The 17,925-nt window shown below is 64.2% G+C and carries 16 protein-coding genes and 1 pseudogene; 14 read left to right on the plus strand and 3 right to left on the minus strand.

Features of this window, described 5'->3' with window-relative positions; all coding sequences use genetic code 11:
• Positions 1-19: 19 nt before the first annotated feature.
• The 6 genes from J2X92_RS24245 to J2X92_RS24270 all read left to right on the plus strand — a co-directional run bounded on the left by J2X92_RS24245 (position 20) and on the right by J2X92_RS24270 (position 6,230).
• Positions 20-1,048: an ABC transporter substrate-binding protein gene (locus J2X92_RS24245; RefSeq protein WP_093015687.1), complete on the plus strand. Its 1,029-nt coding sequence runs from the start codon at positions 20-22 to the stop codon at positions 1,046-1,048.
• Between the two features lie 20 nt (positions 1,049-1,068).
• Positions 1,069-2,325 carry an ABC transporter permease gene (locus J2X92_RS24250; RefSeq protein WP_370878337.1) on the plus strand — a complete coding sequence of 419 codons (1,257 nt, stop codon included), beginning with the start codon at positions 1,069-1,071 and terminating at the stop codon, positions 2,323-2,325.
• A 22-nt stretch (positions 2,326-2,347) separates the two neighbouring features.
• Positions 2,348-3,166, plus strand: coding sequence for an ABC transporter permease (locus tag J2X92_RS24255; RefSeq protein WP_307579520.1), 819 nt, complete (start codon positions 2,348-2,350; stop codon positions 3,164-3,166).
• A gap of 12 nt (positions 3,167-3,178) precedes the next feature.
• Positions 3,179-4,135: an agmatinase gene (gene speB, locus J2X92_RS24260; RefSeq protein WP_307579522.1), complete on the plus strand. Its 957-nt coding sequence runs from the start codon at positions 3,179-3,181 to the stop codon at positions 4,133-4,135.
• Positions 4,136-4,187: 52 nt separating this feature from the next.
• Positions 4,188-5,666 carry an NAD-dependent succinate-semialdehyde dehydrogenase gene (locus tag J2X92_RS24265; RefSeq protein ID WP_307579524.1) on the plus strand — a complete coding sequence of 493 codons (1,479 nt, stop codon included), beginning with the start codon at positions 4,188-4,190 and terminating at the stop codon, positions 5,664-5,666.
• A 126-nt stretch (positions 5,667-5,792) separates the two neighbouring features.
• A complete protein-coding gene (locus tag J2X92_RS24270; RefSeq protein WP_307579526.1) occupies positions 5,793-6,230 on the plus strand; it encodes a DUF4019 domain-containing protein in 438 nt (145 codons plus the stop codon).
• A 70-nt stretch (positions 6,231-6,300) separates the two neighbouring features.
• Here the strand turns inward: J2X92_RS24270 and J2X92_RS24275 are convergent, their stop codons facing one another.
• The 3 genes from J2X92_RS24275 to J2X92_RS24285 all read right to left on the minus strand — a co-directional run bounded on the left by J2X92_RS24275 (position 6,301) and on the right by J2X92_RS24285 (position 8,375).
• Positions 6,301-7,014: a response regulator transcription factor gene (locus J2X92_RS24275; RefSeq protein ID WP_307579528.1), complete on the minus strand. Its 714-nt coding sequence runs from the start codon at positions 7,012-7,014 to the stop codon at positions 6,301-6,303.
• 11 nt (positions 7,015-7,025) lie between these two features.
• Positions 7,026-7,157 carry a hypothetical protein gene (locus J2X92_RS24280; RefSeq protein WP_307579530.1) on the minus strand — a complete coding sequence of 44 codons (132 nt, stop codon included), beginning with the start codon at positions 7,155-7,157 and terminating at the stop codon, positions 7,026-7,028.
• Positions 7,158-7,358: 201 nt separating this feature from the next.
• Positions 7,359-8,375, minus strand: a complete 1,017-nt coding sequence (locus tag J2X92_RS24285) for a LacI family DNA-binding transcriptional regulator (RefSeq protein WP_307579532.1) — start codon at positions 8,373-8,375, stop codon at positions 7,359-7,361.
• Positions 8,376-8,588: 213 nt separating this feature from the next.
• On the opposite strand from J2X92_RS24285, the gene J2X92_RS24290 reads away from it, so the two are divergent.
• The 8 genes and pseudogenes from J2X92_RS24290 to J2X92_RS29620 all read left to right on the plus strand — a co-directional run.
• Positions 8,589-9,914, plus strand: a complete 1,326-nt coding sequence (locus tag J2X92_RS24290) for an MFS transporter (protein WP_307579534.1) — start codon at positions 8,589-8,591, stop codon at positions 9,912-9,914.
• A gap of 20 nt (positions 9,915-9,934) precedes the next feature.
• Positions 9,935-11,026, plus strand: coding sequence for an alpha/beta fold hydrolase (locus J2X92_RS24295; protein ID WP_307579536.1), 1,092 nt, complete (start codon positions 9,935-9,937; stop codon positions 11,024-11,026).
• A gap of 42 nt (positions 11,027-11,068) precedes the next feature.
• A complete protein-coding gene (locus J2X92_RS24300; protein ID WP_307579538.1) occupies positions 11,069-11,851 on the plus strand; it encodes a response regulator transcription factor in 783 nt (260 codons plus the stop codon).
• A 211-nt stretch (positions 11,852-12,062) separates the two neighbouring features.
• Positions 12,063-12,827, plus strand: coding sequence for a winged helix-turn-helix domain-containing protein (locus tag J2X92_RS24305; RefSeq protein WP_307579540.1), 765 nt, complete (start codon positions 12,063-12,065; stop codon positions 12,825-12,827).
• A 19-nt stretch (positions 12,828-12,846) separates the two neighbouring features.
• The gene (locus J2X92_RS24310) at positions 12,847-13,437 is read left to right on the plus strand and encodes a hypothetical protein (protein WP_307579542.1); all 591 of its coding nucleotides are present in this window, start codon (positions 12,847-12,849) and stop codon (positions 13,435-13,437) included.
• A gap of 477 nt (positions 13,438-13,914) precedes the next feature.
• On the plus strand, positions 13,915-14,052 hold the full coding sequence (locus J2X92_RS29580; RefSeq protein WP_373424876.1) for a hypothetical protein: 138 nt from the start codon (positions 13,915-13,917) through the stop codon (positions 14,050-14,052).
• A gap of 16 nt (positions 14,053-14,068) precedes the next feature.
• Positions 14,069-15,640 (plus strand): annotated as a pseudogene (locus J2X92_RS29615) (ESPR-type extended signal peptide-containing protein); the annotation flags it as partial.
• Between the two features lie 15 nt (positions 15,641-15,655).
• Positions 15,656-17,925, plus strand: a 2,270-nt coding sequence (locus tag J2X92_RS29620; RefSeq protein WP_444875720.1) for a beta strand repeat-containing protein, incomplete at its 3' end; no start/stop codon positions are given.

Raw genomic sequence — 17,925 nt, forward strand, 5'->3', positions numbered from 1 at the left:
ACCCAGGAAGATACCCGCCATGAAAAAGACTCTCCTTGCCTGCACCGTCGCGGCCAGCTTCGCACTGCCTGCTTTTGCGCAGCAGCAGCTCACCGTGGTCAACTTTGGTGGCGCTAACGCCAACGCGCAGAAGAAGGCCTACTACGAGCCCTACGAGAAGACCGGCACCAAGATCATTCCGGTCGAATACAACGGTGAGCAGGCCAAGATCAAGGCCATGGTCGAGACCAAGAAGGTGACCTGGGACGTGGTCGAGGTTGAATCGCCCGACGCGGCGCGCGGCTGCGACGAAGGCCTGTTCGAGAAGCTCGACTATTCGAAGATCGGCAACAAGGCCGACTTCCTGCCGGCCGCGGTCACCGATTGCGGCGTCGGCCTGTTCGTGTGGTCGACCGTCATGGCCTACAACGGCGAGAAGCTCAAGACCGCACCCACCAGCTGGGCCGACTTCTGGGACGTGAAGAAGATCCCGGGCAAGCGCGGCATGCGCAAGGGCGCGCGCTACAACCTCGAGTTCGCGCTCATGGCCGACGGCGTGAAGCCGGCCGATGTGTACAAGGTGCTGGGCACCAAGGAAGGCGCCGACCGCGCGTTCAAGAAGCTCACCGAACTCAAGCCCAACATCCAGTGGTGGGAAGCCGGCGCCCAGCCGCCGCAGTTCCTGGTCGCTGGCGACGTGGTGCTGACCACCGTGTACAACGGCCGCATCGACGCGGCCAACCGCGAAGGCCGCGACCTCAAGATCTACTGGCCGGGCGGCATCTATGACCTCGACTACCTCGTGATTCCGAAGGGCGCACCGAACAAGGAGGCTTCGTTGAAGTACATCCAGTTTGCAATGCAGCCTGCCAACCAGACGGTCTACGCGCAGAACATCGCCTACGGCCCGACCAACACCAAGGCCCTGGCTGCGCTCAGCCCCAAGGTGCTGGCCGATCTGCCGACCTCGGCGGCCAACGCCAAGGATGCGCTGCAGTTCAACGTCGCCTTCTGGGCTGACCAGGGCGAGGCGCTCGAGAAGCGCTTCGCATCCTGGGCCACGCAGTAAGCACGCAAGAGGAAGAGGCCATGCACGCGGCAATGTCTGTCCCCCTGGCCTCGGCAGAGGCGCCACCCGGCGAGCTTAGGCGTGCGCTGGCGCGCGCCGAGTCGCGCCGCAAATGGCGCGCCTTTGCGCTCACGCTGCCGCTGCTGCTCTTCCTGCTGCTGACGCTGCTGGTGCCCATCGTGGCGCTGCTGCAGCGCGCGGTCGAAAACCCCGAGGTGGCCAATGCGCTGCCGCGCACCGTGCGTGCGCTCGACGGCTGGGACCGCAAGGAGGCGCCCGCGCCTGCGGCCTATGCCGCGATGGCGGGCGACCTTGGCCATCTGCCCGACAGTTCCGATGCGGGCGCCTTGGCGCGCCGCCTCAATACAGAGATCGCGGGCGCCCGCTCGCTCGTGATGGGCACCTTCCGGGCGCTGCCGATTGCCGGCACGCCGGAAGAGATCAAGACCCGCATGCTGGAGATCGATCCGCGCTGGGGCGAGGTGCCGTACTGGCAGGCCATTGCCAAGAACGGATCCCGCTGGACGCCCGACTATCTGCTCGCCTCGGTCGACCTGCGGCGTGACGTGGCGGGCGAGGTGGAGCGCATGCCCGCCGACCAGCGTGCCTTTGCCGGCATCTTGCTGCGCACCTTCAACATCAGCGCCGTGGTCACCTTCTTCTGCCTGCTGCTGGCCTATCCGCTGGCGTGGTGGCTGTCGACGCTGCCCGCGCGCAAGGCCAACGTGCTGATGATCCTGGTGCTGGTGCCGTTCTGGACTTCTATCCTGGTGCGCGTGGCGGCGTGGATCGTGCTGCTGCAGTCCGAAGGCCTGGTGAATCGCGGGCTCATGGGCATCGGCCTCATCGACCATCCGCTGGCGCTGCTATTCAACCGCACCGGCGTGATCATCGCGATGGTGCACATCCTGCTGCCGTTCATGATCCTGCCGCTCTACAGCGTCATGAAGAGCGTGCCGCCCACCTATCTGCGCGCGGCCGTCTCGCTCGGCAGCTCGCCGCTGGCGGCCTTCTTCCGCGTGTACGTGCCGCAGACCTATCCGGGCATCGGCGCCGGTGCGCTGCTGGTGTTCATCCTGGCCATCGGCTACTACGTGACGCCGGCACTGCTCGGCGGTGCGGACGACCAGATGCTGAGCTATTACATCGCGCGCTACACCAATGTGGAAATCAACTGGGGCATGGCCTGTGCGCTGGGCGCCGTGCTGCTGGTCGCCACGCTGTTGCTGTATGCCGTGTACCGCCGCATCGGCAAGGCCGAGCTGAGCCTCGGCTGAGCGGCAAGGAAGAAAGAAAAGCATGCTGAAGCTTCCCCAATTCCCTGCCTATGCCACCTTTGCCGACAAGCTCGGCTGGTGGCTGGTGCGCGTCGGCTGCGTCGCGGTGCTGGCGTTTCTGCTGGCGCCGATCCTCGTGGTCATTCCGCTGTCTTTCTCGGACAGTTCGTTTCTGGCATATCCGATCCCGGGCTGGTCGCTCAAGTGGTATCGCAACCTGTTCGAGTCGCCCGAGTGGGCGCGCGCGGCGCGCAACAGCTTCATCGTCGCGCCGGCCGCCACGGTGCTGGCCACCGTGCTGGGTACGCTCGCTGCGGTGGGACTGTCGCGCACGAACTTCGCGTTCAAGGGCTTGCTCATGAGCGTACTGATCTCGCCGATGGTGGTGCCCATTGTGGTGGTGGGCGTAGCCACTTACCTCTACTTCGCACCCATCGGCCTGGCCGACACCTACTTCGGTCTGATCGTGGTGCATGCCGCGCTGGGCGCACCTTTTGTGCTGACCACCGTGCTCGCCACCCTGGCCGGCTTCAACCACAACCTGGTGCGCGCATCGCTGAGCCTGGGCGAGACACCTTTCAGAACATTCATGCGCATCACGCTGCCGGTGATTGCGCCGGGCGTGATCTCGGGTGCGCTGTTCGCCTTTGCCACGTCGTTCGACGAAGTGGTGGTTACGCTGTTCCTCGCGGGGCCCGACCAGGTCACGCTGCCGCGCCAGATGTTCACCGGCATTCGCGAGAACATCTCACCGACCATCGCCGCCGTGGCGACCCTGCTCATCATCTTCACCACTGCGCTGCTGCTCGCGCTCGAATGGCTGCGCGGCCGGCGTCGCTGAACCCCCTGCGCCATGCCTCCTAACACACCGAACCAGCCGCTCGGCGGCAACTCCATGCCGCGCTTTGCCGGCCCGGGCACGATGATGCGGCTTCCCGTTGCAACGTCTGCCGAGGGGCTGGATGCGGCCTTCATCGGTGTGCCGCTGGACATCGGCACCTCCAACCGGCCGGGCGCGCGTTTCGGGCCGCGCCAGATACGCGCCGAGTCGGCATTGCTGCGGCCCTACAACATGGCCACCGGCGCGGCGCCGTTCGATCGGCTCAACGTGGCCGACCTGGGCGACGTGCCCATCAATACCTATTCGCTCGAGAAGTCGGTCGATATCATCTCGGCCTTCTACGACACGGTGCTGGCCGCCGGCTGCGCACCGCTCACGCTGGGCGGCGACCACACCATCGCGCTGCCCATCCTGCGCGCGCTGGCACGCAAGCACGGCCCGGTGGCATTGGTGCATGTCGACGCGCATGCGGACGTGAACGACGACATGTTCGGCGAACGCATCGCTCACGGCACGCCGTTCCGCCGCGCCGTCGAAGAGGGCCTGCTCGCCTGTGACAAGGTCTGGCAGATCGGCCTGCGCGGCACCGGCTATGCCGCCGACGATTTCGATTGGCCGCGCGAGCAAGGCTTTACCGTGGTGCAGGCCCACGAGGTCTGGTACCAGTCGCTGGCCCCGCTCATGGCGCAGGTGCGCGAGCGCATCGGCCCGACGCATCCTGTCTACATCAGCTTCGACATCGACGGCATCGACCCCTCGTTTGCCGGCGGCACGGGCACGCCCGAGATCGGCGGCCTCACCGTGCCGCAGGCACTGGAGATCGTGCGCGGCTGCCGCGGCTTGAACGTGGTGGGCGCCGACCTGGTGGAAGTCAGCCCGCCGTACGACCCCAGCGGGAACACCGCGCTGCTGGGCGCCAATCTTCTCTACGAGATGCTTTGCGTGCTGCCCGGCGTGCCCTACCGCTGATGCAAGCGGCTGGCCCGCGGCCAGTCTGATTTTCCCGAGACGACAGAACATCATGAATACGAACTCATCCCCCCTCGCATTGCTGAACGACCCGACCCTGCTCAAGACCGATGCACTGGTGGCCGGCGAATGGATCAAGGGCGCGAGCCGCTTCGACGTGAACGACCCGGCCACCGGCCAAAAGCTGGCCGACGTCGCCAACCTCTCGCGCGCGGACGCGGCCTTGGCGATTGCCGCCGCCAACAAGGCGCTCGCGGCCTGGCGCGGCAAGACCGGCAAGGAGCGCAGCATCGTCTTGCGCAAGTGGTTCGACTTGCTGATCGCGAACTCCGAAGACCTGGGCCGCCTGATGACCGCCGAGCAGGGCAAGCCCTTTGCCGAGGCCAAGGGCGAGGTGGCCTACGGCGCGAGCTTCATCGAGTGGTTTGCCGAAGAAGCCAAGCGCGTGAACGGCGAGGTGCTGCCGCAGTTCGACAACAACCGGCGCCTCCTGGTGATGAAGCAGGCCATCGGCGTGTGCGCGGCCATCACGCCATGGAATTTTCCGCTGGCAATGATCACGCGCAAGGTCGCGCCGGCCTTGGCTGCGGGCTGCACGGTCGTCATCAAGCCGGCAGAACTCACGCCGCTCACCGCGCTGGCCGCGGCCGAACTGGCGGTGCGCGCGGGCATTCCGCCCGGCGTGCTCAACGTGCTCACGGCCGACAGCCAGAACAGCATTGCCATCGGCAAGGAACTGTGCGAGAGCGACGTCGTGCGCCACCTGAGCTTCACGGGCTCCACCGAAGTCGGCCGCATCCTCATGAGCCAGTGCGCGCCGACGGTCAAGAAGCTGTCGCTCGAACTCGGCGGCAACGCGCCCTTCCTGGTGTTCGACGATGCCGATGTCGATTCGGCGGTCGAAGGCGCCATGGCCAGCAAATACCGCAACGCCGGCCAGACCTGCGTGTGCGCGAACCGGCTATATGTGCAAGACGGCATCTACGACAGCTTCGTCGAAAAATTCGCGGCCAAGGTCAAGGCGCTCAAGGTCGGCAACGGCTTTGAAGATGGCGTGATGCAAGGTCCGCTGATCGAGGACGCGGCCATCGACAAGGTGCAGCGCCACGTCGACGACGCCGTCGCCAAGGGCGGCAAAGTGCTGGCGGGTGGGCGCAAGATAGGCGGCCAGTTCTTCGAACCCACCGTGATCGCCGAGGCCACGCCTGACATGCTCTGCGCGCGCGAAGAAACCTTCGGCCCCTTCGCACCCGTGTTCCGCTTCAAGTCCGAGCAGGACGCCATCGATGCGGCCAACAACACCGAGTTCGGGCTGGCCAGCTATTTCTATACCCGCGACGTGGGCCGCATCTTTCGCGTGGCCGAGGCGCTGGAATACGGCATGGTCGGCATCAATGCCGGCGTGATCGCCACCGAGCACGTGCCCTTCGGCGGCGTGAAGCAGTCGGGGCTTGGCCGCGAGGGTTCGCACCACGGCATGGACGACTACGTCGAGATCAAGTACCTCTGCCTGGGCGACATTCAGAAATAACGGCGTCGCAAGTGCGCATTAGTCCCCAATTTTGGGGACCGGTTGCCCTTAAATCTGACAAATTCTCGCAAAACTCTCCCGCGCAAGGGGAGGGGACGGCAGTATTGGCTGCAAAGGAGTCCCCTCATGAAAATCAGACCTATTGCCGCCTGCCTATTGACGCTTGCCACCTACTGCACCGCGGCTTCCGCTCAAGACGTGGACCCCGGGGCGCTGGTGAAAGCCGCGCAAGCCACTGTCCAGCAAATCGACGAGGGGCGTGCCGCGTCGGTGTGGGATGGCATGTCCGCCGCGGTCAAGCAGCGCGTCTCGCGCAAAGACTTCACGGAGGCGACCGCGCGCTCGCGCCAGTCTTTGGGAACGCCGGGTGTTCGCTACTGGGTCACGGTCTCGCGCCAGCAAGCGCAAGGTACGGCGTCCATTCCGGCAGGTATGTACAGCAGCGTCGAGTTCGAATCGTTGGTCGGGGGAACCAAGACCGTGCGAGAGCTGGTCTCGTTCCGGCTCGATGAGGACAACACCTGGCGGGCGAGCGGCTACACCGTGCGCAGCGACGCCCGCTAGACGTCTGCGCGGTTTCGACTCCTCTCCCGCTTGCGGGAGAGGGCTCGGGTGAGGGTGCGGCCGCCATCCTTCAGGCAAGACTGCTCGCATCGGCGCTGACGGCCTCGAAGCAATAGCCCTGGCCGTAGATGGCGGCCAGCCGGTAGCCCGTCTCCGGCCGCAGCCGGAGCGCCGTGCGCACCCGCGAGATGTGCGTGTCCAGGGAGCGCGACACCTGTTCGGTATCCGTGGCGCTGCTGATGCCCCAGACGGACTCCAGCAAATACCGCCGCGAGAGCACGCGCCCCATGTTTCGGAACAGGAGGAGGGCGAGGTTGAATTGCTTCTGCGTCAGAACCACCGGCGCACCATCCATCTCCAGGAGTTGGCGCGCGGGCAGAAAGTGATAGCGGCCCCAGGTCTGGTCATCGGGCTCCTCTGCGTAGGCCCGCCGTATCAGGGCGCGCACGCGAGCTGCGAGTTCGCCCGCCCGGATCGGGCTCACGATGATGTCGTCCGCGCCGGCGGCCAAACCATCCACGATGTACTCCTCTTCATGACCTTGGGCCTTCAGGAGAATCGGTACGCGGTCTTTCAACGTCATGCGCGCCCATCGCGCAACATCCGGTCCCGTGGTGTCCGGCAAGTGCCAGTCCAGCACCACGAGATCGAAGGTTTCTCGCAGCAACTCGCGTTGCAACGCGCTGCCCCTGATGAAGCTTCGGCAGTCATGCCCCAGAGGTCGAAGAATGCTCTCGATCAAGGCAAACTCGTCGTCGTCGTTGTCCAGTATCGCAATTCGCATCGCTACCTCTCTCAGAGATGATCCGGCGAACTGAACAGCCGCACCTCGTCTTCAGCGAGCAGCGCTCGATGAATCAATGCGCTCAGCACGGCGCCAAGCTGTGCGAACTCGGCGCACCAGGCTTTCAACACGTTGTTTCTCATCAAGGACCTCCGATCAGAATGGGTCGATCAAGCGGACCGGTGGGCATCCACCGGGCTTGAGCTCTGATCCTGCTTGGAAGTCTTAAATGGCGAGAGAATCTAGCGAGAGTTCGTCAGATTTGAATGCAAAAAGGACTGGTCGGATAGGCATTAGTTCACATTGCCGCGGCGGCGCGCTCTCACGCGGGCAAGCCCTTGAAGTCACGTCGTCTGCCCGGCAATGAACTCGTAGCCCACGTTCTGCCTGAGCGGCGGCGTTTGGCCGGCAAGTCTTGCGAGGATTTGTTCAGCGGCCAATTCGCCGATGCGATGGCGCGGTGACTTGACCGTCGTCAGCCGCAGCGGCAGGGCTTCGCCGATTTCCAGTCCGTTGAATCCTGCCAGCGCCAGTCGGCCGGGAACGTCGATGCCCGTGGCCATGCAGTGCATCAGCCCACCCACGGCCATGTCGTCGTTCGAGAAATAGACGGCGTCCAGGTCTGGATGAGACTGGAGCAGCTGCGCAAGGCCCGCACGGCCCAGCAGGAGCGACGACGACCGGGGAGCCGTGAATTCGCTCTGCAGCTTGAGCCCGCGTTCCGCAAGGCCTTGCTCGAAGCCTTCCTTGCGCTTGGCGGCGCGCAAGTCGCGGCTGAGGTCGCCCCCCACGTAGCCGATTCGTTGCCGCCCCATGTCGGCAAGGTACCGCCCCGTCTCGCGGCCCGCGTCCCGGTTCGAAAAGCCCACCGCCATGTCGATCGACTCTCCGTCGATGTCCATCAGTTCCACCACCGGACTGCGCACCTCGCGCAGGATCTGCCGCGCGCGCGGCGTGTGTTCGAGGCCCGCAAGGATCCAGCCCGAGGGCCGCCACGACTGCATGGCCGCAATGACCTCTTCTTCCTTGGCAAGGTCGTAGTCCGAGACACCGATGACCGCCTGGTAGCCCGCCGCTCCAAAGCGCTCGTTGGCGCCCCGCAGCACCTCCGGAAAAACGATGTTGCTCAGCGACGGGACGATTACCGCAATGAGCCGGCTCTTCGCCGTCGCCAGCGCGCCCGCCAGCCGGTTAGGCACATATCCCAGGGTGGCAATGGCGGCCTGCACCTTGGCGCGGGTCTGGTCGGAGACGTTGGCGTGGTCGTGCAGCACCCGCGAAACGGTCATGCCACTGACGCCCGCCAGGCGCGCAACTTCCTCCAGGGTGATGGAGGGCATGGTTTCGGGTTGCTCGTTCATTTGTCTGCTGCTTTCTTGTTCTTTCGCCTCTGGCTCCGCGCAAGCCAAGCATAGCGGTGGGCTCATCGGTCCGTGTAATCCAAAAGACGTCTATTTGCAGGGTTTCCCCTAGATTGTTTGCGCAAACAATCTACGAAGATGGCGATTGTTAGCGCAAACAAGTTGATGTTAGCGTAAACAAAGCAAAGTAGATCCAGATAACCAGGAGACCTCATGAACACCTCGTCAGTCTCATTGACAACGCCAGCCGGGGAGGGCGACGGCCTCGTCGCCGAAACCGACCGCACTTACTCAAAAGTGTTTTGGCGCATCGTTCCGCTGCTCATGCTCTGCTACGTGGTCGCCTACCTCGACCGCGTGAACGTCGGCTTCGCCAAGCTGCAGATGTCGCAGGACCTGGGCTTCAGCGAAACCGTGTTCGGCCTGGGCGCGGGCCTGTTCTTCATTGGCTACTTTCTGTTCGAGGTGCCGAGCAACGTGCTGCTGCACCGCGTTGGCGCGCGCGTCTGGATCGCGCGGATCATGATCACCTGGGGTGTCATGTCGGCCGCCTTCGCCTGGGTGCAGACGCCCACCACCTTCTATGTGATGCGCTTTTTGCTCGGCATTGCCGAGGCGGGCTTTTACCCCGGCGTCATCCTCTACCTGACGTATTGGTATCCGGCGCAGCGCCGCGCAAAGATCATTGCGCTGTTCATGTCAGCCATTCCCGTGGCCGGCATCTTCGGCAATCCGCTGTCCGGCTGGATCATGGATCTCTTCCATGGCGCCAGCGGCTTTCACGGCTGGCAGTGGATGTTCATCATCGAGGCCGTGCCGGCGCTGGTGATGGGCCTTGTGGTGCTGGCCTTTCTGGACAACGGCATTCGCAGTGCCAAGTGGCTGAGCGAAGGCGAAAAGCAGCTGCTCGAATCCGAAATCGCCACCGACCAAAAGGGCACGCAAAGCAAGCACGCCATCGGCGCCATCTTTGGCGACAAGCGCGTGTGGCTCATGTGCCTTATCTACTTCTGCTTTGTGATGGGGCAGTACGGGCTCACGTTCTGGATGCCCACGCTGATCAAGTCCACCGGCGTCACGGGCAACCTCAACATCGGGCTCTTCAGCGCAATTCCGTTCGGCTGCGCGATCGTGGCCATGAACCTTGTCGGCCGCAGCGCGGACGCGCGTCGTGAACGCCGCTGGCACCTGATCGTGCCGGCCCTGTTTGGCGCGGCTGGGTTCGTCGTTGCGGCCTCTTACTCGCACAACACCATCGTCTCCGTGGCCGCGCTCTCGCTGGCCGCGGCCGGCGTGCTGACCTGCGCGCCGCTCTTCTGGTCGCTGCCCACGTCGTTCCTCTCCGGCGCCGCCGCCGCGGTGGGCATTGCCGCCATCAACTCCGTGGGCAACCTCGCCGGCTTCGTGAGTCCCTATCTCATCGGCTACCTGAAGGACACGACGCACAGCACGCAGACCGGCATGTATGTGCTGGCCGGCATGTTGGTAGTCGGCGCCTTCGCGGTGCTCAGAACGCCCGCCAATCTGGTCAATCGCTGACCGAGCAGGAGAACGCCCCCATGAAAAGAACCATTACCTCCTGGTTGCCCGGGCTCGCGCGTTGCGCCTGCCTCCTACTGCTCCCATGCCTGCTTGCGCCGGGCGCCAACGCCGCCGATTTTCCCAAGCCCCGAGAGAGCCAATGGGAGGCGCGGGACTTCCGCTTCGAAAGCGGCGAGACGCTGCCCGAGCTGCGCCTGGCCTACACCACCGTGGGCGATCCGGGCGGTGAGCCCGTGCTCATCCTGCACGGCACCACCGGTTCCGCCGCAAGCCTGCTGACGCCTGAATTTGCCGGCGAGCTCTTCGGCCCCGGCCAACCGCTGGACGCGGCAAAGCACTTCATCATCCTGCCCGACGCCATCGGCACCGGCGCCTCGTCCAAGCCCTCCGATGGGCTGCGCACCGCCTTTCCGCGCTACAACTACAACGACATGGTCGCGGCCCAGTACCGGCTGCTGACCGAGCACCTTGGCATCCGCCACCTCCGGCTGGTGCTGGGCAACTCCATGGGTGGCATGCAGACCTGGATCTGGGCCCAGAAGTACCCCGGCTTCATGGATGCGGCCACACCCATGGCGTCGCTGCCCACCGAGATGTCCGGCCGCAACTGGATGATGCGCCGCCTGGTCATCGATTCCATCCGCAGCGATCCCGCCTGGAAGAACGGCCAGTACACAGAGCAGCCGCCCAGCCTGCGCTTTGCCTCCGTCTTCTTCGCCATTGGCACCAACGGAGGCGACCAGGGCCTGTTCAAGCTCGCGCCCTCGCGCGAAAAGGCCGATGCCGTGCTCGACCAGCGACTGAAGGCGCCGTTTCGCGGCGACGCCAACGACCACCTCTACCAGTGGGAGGCCTCGCGCGACTACAACCCCTCGCCCGGCCTGGAGAAGATCGAAGCCGCGCTCCTGGCCATCAACTCGGCCGACGACGAGCGCAACCCGCCGGCCCTTGGCGTGCTGCAGCGCGAGATCCAGCGCGTCAAGAAGGGCAGCGCCCTCTTGATCCCCGCGAGTGCCGACACCGTGGGCCACGGCACCACCGCGCGAGCCAGGTTCTGGAAACGCGAATTCGAGGCGTGGCTGCAAGCCGTGCCCCGCAGCGCGCAATGAACAGAAAAGCCAATTCCCCAACCCTTTCAGGCCCACACCATCATGCGCATTGCTGTCCTTGAAGACGAGCCGGCCCAGATGAACCATCTGGTCGACATGCTCGAGAACCGCCTCTTCAACAACCTCGACGAGCCCGTGTCGTGCGTGCCGTTCCACAGCGGCGAAGCCTTGCGCAGCGCCCTGCGCACCGAAAGCTTCGATCTGCTGGTGCTCGACTGGAACGTGCCCGACCTCGATGGTCTGCAACTGCTGGCCTGGCTGCGCAGGCAGCGCGAAAGCACCATTCCCGTCGTGATGCTGAGCGCGCGCAACTCCGAGCGAGACGCCGTGTGCGCGCTCGACGCCGGCGCCGACGACTACATCGTCAAACCTTTTCGCCCGCTCGAACTGGCCGCGCGCATTCGCCGCCTTGTGGCACCAGCGCAATCCACGGGCAAGGGCACGCAGGAGCGATTCGGCGATTGGGTGTTCGACCGCAGTGTCTCGAGCGTGCAGTTCCACGTCGTGGCCGGCGAGCGCGCGCGATGGGTGTCGCTGAGCAACAGCGAGTTTCATATGGCGCTGGCGCTGTTTCGCAACCTTGGCAGGGCGGTATCGCGCGCCCATCTGCTGGAGCGCGTGGGGCGCGACAGCGAGCCATCGAACCGCGCGCTCGACAGCCAGATCTACCGGCTGCGCACCAAGCTGCGCCTGAACGTTGAGAACGGGCTTCGGCTGCATACCGTCTATGGCCAGGGCTATCGCCTGGAGCTTTGCGTACATGAGGGTCGCGCGGCCGTCCCCCAAGCGCTGGAAGTTGCGATCGACCTGGCTACCGCGGCCTGAGGCTGGCCCCTGTGCCCCCGGGGCCGGCCTCAGACGTGAACAAATTCGCGGAACCGCTGCGTCCGCGAATTCAATTCTCGCCAACTCTCGCAAGGCGTCCACGCCGCGCGCCCTCGGTGGGCACCATCTTCAGCACTAAGTCTTACATCGCTGCGTGGCGCTGCAAAAAGCCCACCGGCGAGCTTGGTGCCAGCCCAGAGGAGTCCACACCATGTCAGCCAGCAAGCAGCCGCCACACCAACGCGTGGGAGTGCTCGACCCCGTGTTTCGCACCAGGGAACACATGCGCCGCACCATCCGGGCGTTCGGCCACGCCCCCTTGATTTTCGAAGACCTGCAGGAACTGATGTTCCTGCCTACCGCCTCGCTCCGCTGCTCGGCCATGTGCATCGGCCTGCCCCGAAAGCGTGCCGATCTGGCTACGTGGATCAGCGGCGCAAGAAACGCCGTCGGGCCCGACGTGCCCCTGCTTTTTCTGACGCGTGAAAATCTTTTGAAGCCGCTCCAGTCGCTGGGTTGCAACGAAATCGACCTGCTGGTTGCGGCGCCTTCGTCGTTCTCTGATGTTTACGTTGGCCTAGAAGGCTGCATGGCGCGGTACGCACTGGCCCCCACCGGCCCCGGCCTCGAGTGGGGCGGCTACCGCTTCAAGCCGTCCACCAAATCCGTCATGGTGGACGAAGAAGAGATCCGACTTTCACCGCTCGAATTCGAGCTTGCGCTGGAGTTCTTCCACAACGTCGACAAGGTGCTGTCACGCCAGTATCTGCTGGCCATGTCCGCCGGACTCGCGCCCAGCCCATCGGGCCGATGGCTCAACGCCTGTATTGCGCGGCTACGCGACAAGCTCAACCTTGGCGTCTCTCGCGGCTGTGAATGGCGGCTTATTCACATTCGCGGGCAAGGCTACAGGCTAGCCCGCAGCACACCTTCGGTCCCAAGAAAAACGGGTACTGAACTCAGGCTGCATCGATGACCAACCACGCCGGATTTGCATGGACTTCTCCAGCAGAATAAAAAAAGAAATGACCGAAGGAATCGTGAAGGCGATTCTGGAAGACGCCGGGTACCGGGTCATAGATTCCGGCATTGAAAAGGTCATACGCGAGCTGTCTTGCCTGTCTTCAATTGAATACGGCAGGCTCGGCTACCCCGACGCCATGAGCCACCTGCCCGACTTCACGGTAATGAACCGAGAGCAAGACCAGAAGTTTCTTGTAGAGGTCAAGTACCGAAAAAAATGGGGCAAAGAGATTTTTGAAGAGGTGAGAGAGCAGGCCAGGATGTTCGGCGAGTTGACATTGGTTTCCATCAATGCCGCTGCCGATGATCCATCCAACATCAATTCTCCGTCCCGCTTCATCAGGTGCTGCGGCTTGAAGTTTGATGGCGAGATCTACAAGGTCGAGATCCGCCGCCAGCAAGCCCCAAATGCTTGGATACCTTGCTCTGAAGTCAACGATGGCACCGGCCTGTGGTGGGCCATGACACCCTTGCCAGACAAATTCGCCAAGCTGAAGGAGAACGCGCATGCGGAAACCCTCGTGAAGGCGGTGAAGGCATTGAGCGGAATTCTGGACAAATAAATTCCACGCTGGACGATTGCCAACCGGTAGCGGACCAGTCTTGCCTGAACTCGTCCGGAGGAGGGCTGCGCCTGGGTAGCTACGCCCAAGGGCCTTGCCGAACAGGGCTATCGAACCCTTCCCCTTCTTGGTCGCGCTCGCCCTGGTGCGTTGCGCGCCTCCGATGGCAGAGCGCAATGAGAAGGTTCTTGGAGCCCCGCGTGAAGCCTTTCGCCAGCGAATCCAAACGCCCAGATTCACAAGGCGACTAGGCCAAAGGTGCGCATTAAGTCCGCTTTTCCGTACCCGTGTGAACTCAATTCTGACAAAACCTCGCGCGATTCTCACGGCCACTGGGGTCCATCGGCACGATCCATTTCGCACGCAACGCAGAGCACTTCGGGCCACCAAAAGTTCCCCGCCGCCGCTGCCGATGCTGCCTCACGGGGCCTCAAGCCCTTTCAGCTATCGATTCGCACGGATTGGGAAGAGGACCGCATGACGACAAGAGAAGAGCACCGAGTTTTGGGCAGCAAAGGCACCACGCGTGCCTTTGCGGCGAATGGGCAGCAGCAACAACGCCAGAGGCAAGCCACTTTCGGCTTTGCCGGCGCTTCGATCAACGGCAAGAACTAAGCAAGGGGAGCATGGAATGAACAAGACATATCGTTCGATCTGGAATGCAGCGCTGGGGGCATTCGTCGCGGCGCCGGAAACTGCGCGGGCATGCGGAAAGAAATCTGCCGGTGGTGAAGTGGCGAAGAGCGAGAGTTCGCAGGCGCGAGCTGGGATCTCGTCCCGCGGGTTGGGCGGGCTGACTGCAACCGCGGCGCTCATGGCGTTGGTTGGTTCATTCTCGTCGCCAGCGTATGCCAACCTTACGGCCGGTTGCGCGACAGCCAACAGCACCGGAACCATCGTGATCGGCGGGAGTGCTGGCGAATGCGCTATCTCATATGGCGGTGGCTCCGTGGTGATCGGGGCAGCTGCGCAAGGGGGTGGGGCGGCCGGTGCAGGCGCCAATGTCGCCATAGGATGGACCGCCCAAGCTACCGAAGCCAACGCCACCGCAGTTGGATGGCAGGCTTTAGCCTACGGTGTAAATGCCGCTGCATACGGTCAGAATACCCATGCATGGGGCCATCAATCCACCGCCCTTGGTACGGCATCAATTGCGACTGGCCAGGGTGCTACTGCGGTGGGAAATATTGCTGAGGCTACTGCGAATAACACAACGGCGATCGGCAATTACGCGCGGGCACATGCTCTAGATGCGCAAGCCTTTGGCAACGGTGCAGTCGCGGATAACACTAGCGCCCTTGCAGTAGGTTTTGAGGCGAATTCACATGGTGTGGGTTCCGTCGCTCTCGGGTGGAAAGCTGTTTCCCAGCAGAAGGGAGCGATTGCCGTGGGTATCTCTACTACCGCGGACGGCATTGGAAATATTGCGATGGGAGACGGTGCCGTGGCAACCGGTTCTGCAGGCTCGATAGCTTTGGGCCAAGGCGCGGTGGCCAACATCGGAGGCGGTGTTGCGCTCGGCCGGGGCTCGGTGGAGGGCGCAGCTGTCGCAACCACCGGCACGACTATCAACGGCACCCCCTACAAGTTTGCCGGCACAACCCCGGGCAGCACGGTCAGCATCGGCACCGGCATTGCGGGCGGAGAGCGCACCATCACCAATGTCGCGGCTGGTCGCATCAGCTCGTCTTCGACCGATGCGATCAATGGCTCGCAGCTCGATGCATCGAATCAGGCGATCAGTTCGATCGTTGCCGCCTCGTCGGTGCACTACTACAGCGTCAAGGATGGTGGTACGACTCTCGGCAACTACGACAACGACGGTGCGACAGGGGACTTTTCTCTGGCCGCCGGGGCAGGTACCTCGGCAAGTGCTCGCCAGGCGAACGCAATCGGCTATAACTCTACCGCTACTAACGAGCAGGCTACGGCCATAGGTGTTGAATCCCACGCCAGCGGGTACAACTCGACTGCAGTTGGAGGCGGCAAAGCCACAAACGAGAACTCGCTTGCTTTGGGATCTGGCTCTGTCGCCGGGGGCTACGACGGAGTTGCGGTTGGTGTTTCTTCAAGAGCCCTTGGGAGCCTTTCATCGGCTTTCGGGTTTGATAGCCGCGCCTTGGGTGATAGCTCGTTTGCGGCGGGGCCTTCTTCAAGGGCTTTGGGCGTGAGTACTGTCGCGATTGGTGATTCGGCAACGGCGAACCTGGACGGAGATGTGGCGATAGGCTTGGGCGCAACCGCCACCGGCGTGGCGGGGGTGGGTTCAGCCGTCTCCATCGGTGCCGCCAACTTCACCACCGGCGTAGGCAACGTCGCCACCGGCGCAGGTGCGGTCGCCATCGGCGACCCCGACACCGCAACCGGCAACGGCGCCGTCGCCACCGGTCTGGACAACACAGCCACCGGCGACGGCACCGTCGCCTTGGGCAACAACAACCTGGTGGGCGGTGGCGGGCAGGCCGTCGGCACGCCTGGCACGGCAGCGCAGGGCGCGGTTGGTATCGGCTTCCAGAACACGGTAACTGGCCAAGGTGCCGTGGGCATGGGCAACGTCAATACGGCAACCGGGCAGGGCGCTGTCGCGATCGGCAGCACCAACACGGCGATCGGCCAAGGCAGCGTGGCGCTGGGCAACGGTTCCACCGCTGGTGCCGTCGGCATCCCGGGCAATGTGGCGATCGGCAACGGCGCCACGGCGATCGTGAGTGCCGGCGACGTAGCGCTGGGCTCGGGTTCGGTGACGGCTGCAACCGCGAAAACCACCGGCGTGACCATTGCGGGTACGCCCTACGTCTTTCAAGGGACGAACCCGCTCAGCACGGTGAGCGTGGGGGCCGGCGGTGTCGAGCGCACCATCACCAACGTGGCGGCAGGCCGTATCAGCGGCACCAGCACGGACGCCATCAACGGCAGCCAACTGTTCGCCACCAACAGCGCCATCGATGCGGTGAACGCCACCGCCAGCAAAGGCATCTTCGTGACGACGGCGGCGACGGGCACGGGCACGGTCACTGGCACCACGACGCAGAACATTGCACCTGGCGGCACGGCCACCTACACGGCGGGCAACAACATCGCCATCACGCAGGCCGGCGCGAATGTGCAGATTGCCACCAGCATGACGCCCACCTTCACCAGCGTGACGACGGGCAACCTGACTGCCACCGGCACGACCACGCTGAGCGGCGGCACCACGCTGACTGGCGGCACCACCATTGGCGGCAGCCTGACGCTGAACCCGGCCACCACGGTGAACATGGGCGGCAACGTCATTACCAACGTGGGGACGGGCGTGGCAGGCACGGACGCGGTCAACTTGACCCAGCTCAACAACACCGTGGCCGGGTCCAAGACGCATTACGTCCACATCACCGATCCAGCCGGAACGCCACCGAGCGCCAACTACAACAATGACGGCGCGACCGGAGGAGCCGGAGCGATCGCGATCGGCGCCGTGGCCTCGGCGACACGTCCAGCCGCGGTGGCGATCGGCCTCAACTCCACCGCTAGCGGCGACAATTCGGTAGCGTTGGGCCTGCTGAGCGAGTCCTCAGGGCCCAACGCGGTGGCAATCGGCACGAATTCGACTGCTTCCGGCTTTGTCAGCACCGCCGTCGGCGATTCATCCACCGCCGAAAACTTTCGCGCAACCGCGTACGGATTCAATACGCACGCCTATGGCGATAGCTCCACCGCCATGGGGTCGGGTTCCATCGCTACGGGGGCAAACAGCATCGCGATTGGAACCGATAGCGATTCGATCAGCGCTGGATCGACGGCCATCGGAAATGACGCCACTGCCTGGGGATTGAACAGCCTGGCCATCGGTACGAAGGCGGACACCGCCAACAACGCGGGCGCCGTGGCACTGGGCTCGGGCTCCGTGGCGGCAGCGCCCGTGGGCACGTCCGGCGTGACCATTGCGGGTGTGCCCTATGTCTTTCAAGGGACGAACCCGGCGAGCACAGTGAGCGTGGGCAGCGTGGGCGCCGAGCGCACCATCACCAACGTGGCGGCAGGCCGCATCAGCGGCACCAGCACGGACGCCATCAACGGCAGCCAGCTGTTCGCCACCAACAGCGCCATCGATGCGGTGAACGTCACCGCCAACAAGGGCATCTTCGTGACGACGGCGGCGACGGGCACTGGCACGGTCACTGGCACCACGACGCAGAACATTGCACCGGGCGGCACAGCCACCTACACGGCGGGGAACAACATCGCCATCACGCAGGCCGGCGCGAATGTGCAGATCGCCACCAGCATGACGCCGACCTTCACCAGCGTGACGACCGGCGGCCTGACGGCCACCGGCCCGACGGTGCTCAGCGGCAACACCACCATCGGCGGCGCCACGAGCACCCTGAATGTGGTTGGGGGCACCACGGTCAACATGGGCGGCAACGTCATCACCAATGTGGCAAACGGCGTGGCCGCGACCGACGCGGTCAACGTCAGCCAGATGAACACGGCCACCACTGGGCT

The sequence above is a fragment of the Variovorax paradoxus genome (assembly GCF_030811855.1).
Taxonomy (GTDB): domain Bacteria; phylum Pseudomonadota; class Gammaproteobacteria; order Burkholderiales; family Burkholderiaceae_C; genus Variovorax; species Variovorax paradoxus_L.

What these genes read in the sequence shown, in the direction of transcription:
- J2X92_RS24245 (WP_093015687.1), top strand. Translation starts at nt 20, where the DNA reads ATGAAAAAGACTCTCCTTGCCTGCACCGTCGCGGCCAGCTTCGCACTG.
- J2X92_RS24250 (WP_370878337.1), top strand. Translation starts at nt 1,069, where the DNA reads ATGCACGCGGCAATGTCTGTCCCCCTGGCCTCGGCAGAGGCGCCACCC.
- J2X92_RS24255 (WP_307579520.1), top strand. Translation starts at nt 2,348, where the DNA reads ATGCTGAAGCTTCCCCAATTCCCTGCCTATGCCACCTTTGCCGACAAG.
- speB (WP_307579522.1), top strand. Translation starts at nt 3,179, where the DNA reads ATGCCTCCTAACACACCGAACCAGCCGCTCGGCGGCAACTCCATGCCG.
- J2X92_RS24265 (WP_307579524.1), top strand. Translation starts at nt 4,188, where the DNA reads ATGAATACGAACTCATCCCCCCTCGCATTGCTGAACGACCCGACCCTG.
- J2X92_RS24270 (WP_307579526.1), top strand. Translation starts at nt 5,793, where the DNA reads ATGAAAATCAGACCTATTGCCGCCTGCCTATTGACGCTTGCCACCTAC.
- J2X92_RS24275 (WP_307579528.1), bottom strand. Translation starts at nt 7,014, where the DNA reads ATGCGAATTGCGATACTGGACAACGACGACGACGAGTTTGCCTTGATC.
- J2X92_RS24280 (WP_307579530.1), bottom strand. Translation starts at nt 7,157, where the DNA reads ATGAGAAACAACGTGTTGAAAGCCTGGTGCGCCGAGTTCGCACAGCTT.
- J2X92_RS24285 (WP_307579532.1), bottom strand. Translation starts at nt 8,375, where the DNA reads ATGAACGAGCAACCCGAAACCATGCCCTCCATCACCCTGGAGGAAGTT.
- J2X92_RS24290 (WP_307579534.1), top strand. Translation starts at nt 8,589, where the DNA reads ATGAACACCTCGTCAGTCTCATTGACAACGCCAGCCGGGGAGGGCGAC.
- J2X92_RS24295 (WP_307579536.1), top strand. Translation starts at nt 9,935, where the DNA reads ATGAAAAGAACCATTACCTCCTGGTTGCCCGGGCTCGCGCGTTGCGCC.
- J2X92_RS24300 (WP_307579538.1), top strand. Translation starts at nt 11,069, where the DNA reads ATGCGCATTGCTGTCCTTGAAGACGAGCCGGCCCAGATGAACCATCTG.
- J2X92_RS24305 (WP_307579540.1), top strand. Translation starts at nt 12,063, where the DNA reads ATGTCAGCCAGCAAGCAGCCGCCACACCAACGCGTGGGAGTGCTCGAC.
- J2X92_RS24310 (WP_307579542.1), top strand. Translation starts at nt 12,847, where the DNA reads ATGGACTTCTCCAGCAGAATAAAAAAAGAAATGACCGAAGGAATCGTG.
- J2X92_RS29580 (WP_373424876.1), top strand. Translation starts at nt 13,915, where the DNA reads ATGACGACAAGAGAAGAGCACCGAGTTTTGGGCAGCAAAGGCACCACG.